Here is a 5,500-nt window from a genome sequence, read left to right on the forward strand (position 1 = left end):
CGCCAAGAGCAGCCGACCAACGGTCGGCTCTACGGCGGCATTGCCGCCCTCCACCCCGCGTCGCTTACATCCTGCGGACGCGGAAACGACGGCCCTTGATCTTCCCCGCTTCCAGCTGCGCGATCGCCTTGCCGACCTGCTCGCGCGCAATCGCCACGTAGGAACGCGTGGCGTAGATGTCGATCTTGCCGATCGCCTTGGCCGACAGCCCGGCATCGCCGGTCAGCGCGCCGAGGATGTCGCCGGGACGCAGCTTGTCGGTCTTGCCGCCGTCGATGCGCAGCGTTTCCATCGCCGCCTGCGGCAGCACCGCCGGGCGCGCGGTGGCCAGCGGGGTCTTCTGCCAGTCCAGCGGCTTGCCCTGGGCGGCCTCCAGCGCATCGGCGCGATTGCGCTCGCGGCCGGTGACCAGGCTGATCGCAAGACCGGACGCGCCGGCGCGACCGGTGCGGCCGACGCGGTGTTCGTAGGTTTCGATGTCGGTGGGCAGCTCGTAGTTGATCACCGCCGCCAGGTCCTGCACATCCAGCCCGCGCGCGGCCACGTCACTGGCCACCAGCACGTTGCAGCTGCGGTTGGCGAAGCGCACCAGCACTTCGTCGCGGTCGCGCTGTTCCATTTCACCGTGCAGCGGCAGCGCCGAGAAGCCGAACTGCTGCAGCGAGTTGGCCACATCGTCGACGTCGCGGCGGGTGTTGCAGAACACCACCGTCGATTCCGGGTTGTACTTGAGCAGCAGCCCGGCCAGCGCCTTCTGCTTGCTGGCCAGGTCGGTCTCGCAGAACAGGTGGCGGATCGCCGGCGCGTTGTCGGCGCCTTCAACGGTCACCTCGACCGGGTCGCGCAGCAGCTCACGCGCGATCTGGCGGATCTCATCGGGGTAGGTGGCCGAGAACAGCAGCGTCTGCCGGTCCTTGCTGGTGCGGCCGGCGATCTCGCGGATCGGCTCTTCAAAGCCCATGTCGAGCATGCGGTCGGCTTCGTCCAGCACCAGCGTGGTCACCCCGCCCAGCTTCAGCGCACGCTTGCGGCCCAGCTCCTGGATGCGTCCGGGCGTGCCCACCACCACGTGCGGGTCGTGCGCTTCCAGCGACGCCAACTGCGGGCCGAGCGGCATGCCGCCGGTCAGCACCACCAGCTTCAAATTGGGGATGCCGGTGGCCAGTTTGCGGATCTGCTTGCCGACCTGGTCGGCCAGTTCGCGGGTCGGGCACAGCACCAGCGCCTGGGCGCGGATCACCGACGGATCCAGTGCCTGCAGCAGGCCCAGCCCGAACGCGGCGGTCTTGCCGCTGCCGGTGGGGGCCTGTGCGATCAGGTCGCGGCGATCGAGGATGGCCGGCAGGCTCTGCGCCTGCACGGGGGTCATGCGGGTATAGCCCAGCGCGTCGATGCCCGCCGCCAGCGAGGCCGACAGGGGCAGTTCGGAGAATTCGTTCATGGCGCATTCTACCCGCTGCGCCGCTCGCCGGGCGGGTGCCGGCCAGGCTCAGGCCAGATCCAGCGCCCGCAGTCTCTCCATCAGGGCACCGTGCTGGGCATGGCTGAACTCGCCGAGGCTGGCGCCGACGTCCAGAATCACCGTGTGAAACCATGGATTGGGATGCCGGAGGTCTTCCTCCCAGGACACCGCGACGTCCGCGCCCAGCACCTGCCTCAGCAGCTCGAGCAGGTCGTCTTCGGCTTCATCCACGGCCCCGTAGCGCGCCAGCAGCAGCAGGTACGGAATGCGCAGGCAGCGGCGATCAACGGGTGGGACGCGCTCACGTTTCATCGCGCCAGTTTTGCATGCTGCATGCTGCACACGCATGGCTCATCCGAGCAGCGCATGCACGCCCAGGTTGATGCCCAGTCCGCCGGCCAGCAGCCAGCCGAACAGCAGCAGGGCAAGCAGCAGCGGCTTGATCCCGGCCTGGCGCAGCGCCGAGACGTGGGTGGTGAGGCCAAGCGCGGCCATCGCCATGGCCAGCAGCACGTTGTCCAGGTCGATGGCCGCAGCGACCATCGCCGAAGGCAGCACATGCAGCGAGTTGATCCCGGCCACCGCCGCGAATCCGAACGCGAACCACGGCACCACGATCGTCGCGCGCGCCGCGCCGGGCTGCATGACACGGCCGCGTGCCAGCAGCAACGACAGCGCGAGCAGGAACGGGGCCAGCATCATCACCCGCACCATCTTGGCGATCACCGCCGTATCGGCGGCGCCCTGGCTCACCGCACGCCCGGCCGCAACCACCTGCGCCACTTCATGAACGGTCGAGCCGGTGAACACGCCGTAGGCCGCTTCGCTCATCGGCACCCAGCCATGGGCAAGGTTGAGCTGATACAACAGCGGGTACAGGAACATCGCCAGCGTGCCGAACACCACCACCGTCGATACCGCCACGGTCACCTGCTCGGCGCGACCGCGCACCACCGGCTCGGCGGCCATCACCGCCGCCGCGCCACAGATCGCGCTGCCCGCGCCGATCAACAGCGCGCTCTCGCGATCCATCCCGAACCAGCGGGTGCCGGCCCACCAGGCCAGCGCGAAGGTGCTGCCCAGCACCAGCGCATCAACCAGCACGCCGGCCACGCCGACCTGGCCGATGTCCTGGAACGTCAGCCGCAGCCCATACAGCACGATGCCGGCGCGCAGCAGCCACTGCTTGGAAAAGCCGACCCCGCACGCGGCCTGCGCGGCGAGGCGCGGATAGACGCTGTTGCCCAGCGCGATACCGAGCACGATGGCCAGGGTCAACGCGCTGATGCCGTGCGCCTGCAGCCATGGCAGCGTTGCCAGGCCCATCGCGGCCGCCGCCACCCCCGCGGTCAGCAGCAGGCCCGGCACGCGGCCGCGCCAGCGCTGGGCCAGGGACGTCGAGGGCAGGGCGGCGGTAGAGGTGTTCACGGCAACGCTCCGGTGGGATCAGGTGAACAGCGTGCGCGTCGGCAATGAACCTGTAAAACGCATTGTTCATCTGATTTCAACCAGTTCTATGCGTTAATGTCCGCCATGCACCTCACCTTGCGCCAATGGCAGGTTTTCGTGGCTGTCGCCGACGCGGGTACCACGGCGGCGGCGGGCACGCAGCTGGCGCTGTCGCAGTCGGCCACCAGCGCCGCGCTCAACGAACTGGAAGCCCACCTGCCCGCGCCGCTGTTCGATCGCATCGGCCGGCGCTTGGTGCTCAACGCGCACGGTCGGGCGCTGCTGGACCCGGCGCGGGCGCTGCTGGTCGCTGCCGCCGACATGGAGACCGTGGCCGGGGTCGGGCAGGACCGCACGCTCGACCAGGTCCCGCTGCAGTTGCGGATCGGCGCCAGCAGCACCATCGGCAACTACCTGCTGCCGACGCGCGTGGCCGCGCTGCTGGCCGACAACCCGCTGGCGCAGGTCGACCTGCGCATCGGCAACAGCGCCGACGTGGTGGCTGCAGTGCAACGGCTGGAGGTCGACCTGGGCCTGATCGAGGGCCCGTGCCATGAAAGCGGCCTGCAGGTGCTGCCGTGGCAGCGCGATGCACTGGTGATCGTCGCTGCGGCCGACGCGCCGCTCGGGCCGATGCCGGACCTGGCCACGCTGGCCAACGCGCGCTGGCTGCTGCGCGAACCCGGGTCGGGCACCCGCGAGGCGGTCGAGCAGGCGCTGCTGCCGCATCTGCACCACTTCGGCCGATCCATGCGGCTGGGCAGCACCGAGGCAATCAAGCAGGCGGCAGCGGCCGGGCTGGGCGTGGCCTGCCTGTCCGGCCACGCCGTGGCCGATCTGGTTGCGCTGGGCACGCTGCGTATCCTGGACACCCCGTTGCCGCTCCTGTCGCGGCAGCTGTGGGTGGTCCGGCACCCGGGCAAGCAGGTGCCGCCGGCATTGGCCACGCTGCTGGGCCTGCCGCCGGACGCTTTCGCGCACGGTTGAGCGACGCCGCGCACCGCCAGCCCGTACAATGGTCGGATGCCTCTGATTACTCTCCAAAACGTCGACTTCAGCGTCGGCGGCCCCTTGTTGCTGGAAAAAGCCGAACTGTCGATCGAGCCGGGCGAGCGTATTGCCCTGATCGGCCGCAACGGCGCCGGCAAATCGACCCTGCTCAAACTGCTGTCCGGCGATCACAAGCCCGATGACGGCGAAGTCCGCGTGCAGCAGGGGGTGCGCATCACCCGCCTGGAACAGGAGGTGCCGCACGGTGCCGCCGGCAGCGTCTTCGACGTGGTCGCCGATGGCCTGGGCGAGCTGGGCCAGTGGCTGGCCGAGTTCCATCACCTGAGCATGGCCGACGACTTCGACGGCGATGCCTTGTCGGCCGTACAGGCCAAGATCGACGCCGCCAACGGCTGGGGCCTGGATCAGCGCGTCAGCGAGACCCTGACCAAGCTCGACCTGGACGGCGATGCCGAATTCGCGCGCCTGTCCGGCGGTATGAAGCGCCGCGTGCTGCTGGGCCGCGCGCTGGTGTCCTCGCCGGATCTGCTGCTGCTGGACGAACCCACCAACCACCTGGACATCGAAGCCATCGACTGGCTCGAAATGTTCCTCAAGAACTGGAACGGCAGCGTGGTGTTCGTCACCCATGACCGTCGCTTCCTGCGCGCGCTGGCCACCCGCATCGTCGAGATCGACCGCGGCCAGGTCACCAGCTGGCCCGGCGACTGGGCCAACTACGAACGCCGCCGCGAAGAGCGCATGAACGCACAGGCGCAGGAAAACGCGCGCTTCGACAAACTGCTGGCGCAGGAAGAAATCTGGATCCGCCAGGGCATCAAGGCCCGTCGTACCCGCGACGAAGGCCGTGTGCGCCGCCTCAAGGCGATGCGCAACGACCGTTCGCAGCGCCGCGAGCTCGGCGGCAACGTGCGCATGGAAGCGGCGCAGGCGGAGAATTCCGGCAAGAAGGTCATCGACGTCAAGGACATCTCCTTCGCCTTCGGCGAGCGGGTGATGGTCAAGGATTTCAGCACCGTCATCCTGCGCGGCGACCGCATCGGCCTGATCGGTCCCAACGGCAGCGGCAAGACCACGCTGCTCAAGCTGCTGCTGGGCGACCTGCAGCCGCAGGGCGGCGAAGTACGTGCCGGCACCAACCTGCAGATCGCCTACTTCGACCAGTACCGTGCGGTGCTGCGCGAAGACTGGACGGCGATCGAGAACGTGGCCGAAGGCCGCGATTTCATCGAGTTCAACGGCAAGCGCAAGCATGTGCACGCCTACCTGCAGGACTTCCTGTTCTCGCCCGAGCGTGCGCGCGCGCCGATCACCCGTCTGTCTGGTGGCGAGCGCAACCGCCTGCTGCTGGCCAAGTTGTTCGCCCAGCCGTCCAACCTGCTGGTGATGGATGAACCGACCAACGACCTGGACGTGGAAAMCCTCGAACTGCTCGAAGAGCTGCTGAGCGACTACACCGGGACCCTGCTGCTGGTCAGCCACGACCGTGACTTCCTCGACAACGTGGTGACCTCCACCATGGTCATGGAAGGCGACGGCGTGGTCGGCGAATACGTCGGCGGTTACACCGACTGGCTG

General features: G+C 68.7%; 5 protein-coding genes. 2 read left to right on the top strand and 3 right to left on the bottom strand.

What is annotated here, in order from left to right; all coding sequences use genetic code 11:
• Nucleotides 1-64: 64 nt before the first annotated feature.
• Genes dbpA through AC1DQP_RS15670 form a run of 3 tightly spaced genes read right to left on the bottom strand, consistent with a single transcriptional unit; the run spans nucleotide 65 to nucleotide 2,890 of the window.
• The gene (dbpA, locus tag AC1DQP_RS15660) at nucleotides 65-1,441 is read right to left on the bottom strand and encodes an ATP-dependent RNA helicase DbpA (RefSeq protein WP_256773984.1); all 1,377 of its coding nucleotides are present in this window, start codon (nucleotides 1,439-1,441) and stop codon (nucleotides 65-67) included.
• Nucleotides 1,442-1,489: 48 nt separating this feature from the next.
• A complete protein-coding gene (locus tag AC1DQP_RS15665) occupies nucleotides 1,490-1,810 on the bottom strand; it encodes a hypothetical protein (RefSeq protein WP_457320009.1) in 321 nt (106 codons plus the stop codon).
• A gap of 3 nt (nucleotides 1,811-1,813) precedes the next feature.
• Nucleotides 1,814-2,890, bottom strand: a complete 1,077-nt coding sequence (locus AC1DQP_RS15670; protein ID WP_457320011.1) for a YeiH family protein — start codon at nucleotides 2,888-2,890, stop codon at nucleotides 1,814-1,816.
• A 105-nt stretch (nucleotides 2,891-2,995) separates the two neighbouring features.
• Between AC1DQP_RS15670 and AC1DQP_RS15675 the strand changes: the two genes are divergently transcribed.
• Both AC1DQP_RS15675 and AC1DQP_RS15680 read left to right on the top strand, forming a co-directional pair.
• Nucleotides 2,996-3,898, top strand: a complete 903-nt coding sequence (locus AC1DQP_RS15675; RefSeq protein ID WP_457320013.1) for a LysR family transcriptional regulator — start codon at nucleotides 2,996-2,998, stop codon at nucleotides 3,896-3,898.
• Nucleotides 3,899-3,934: 36 nt separating this feature from the next.
• Nucleotides 3,935-5,500 (top strand): ATP-binding cassette domain-containing protein (locus tag AC1DQP_RS15680; protein ID WP_478051959.1); only part of this gene is annotated, 1,566 nt, incomplete at its 3' end.

Source organism: Stenotrophomonas sp. P5_A8 (assembly GCF_056400545.1).

Bases quoted from the DNA above. Each gene is read 5' to 3' on its own strand.
- AC1DQP_RS15675 (WP_457320013.1), top strand. From the start codon at position 2,996: ATGCACCTCACCTTGCGCCAATGGCAGGTTTTCGTGGCTGTCGCCGAC.
- dbpA (WP_256773984.1), bottom strand. From the start codon at position 1,441: ATGAACGAATTCTCCGAACTGCCCCTGTCGGCCTCGCTGGCGGCGGGC.
- AC1DQP_RS15665 (WP_457320009.1), bottom strand. From the start codon at position 1,810: ATGCGTGTGCAGCATGCAGCATGCAAAACTGGCGCGATGAAACGTGAG.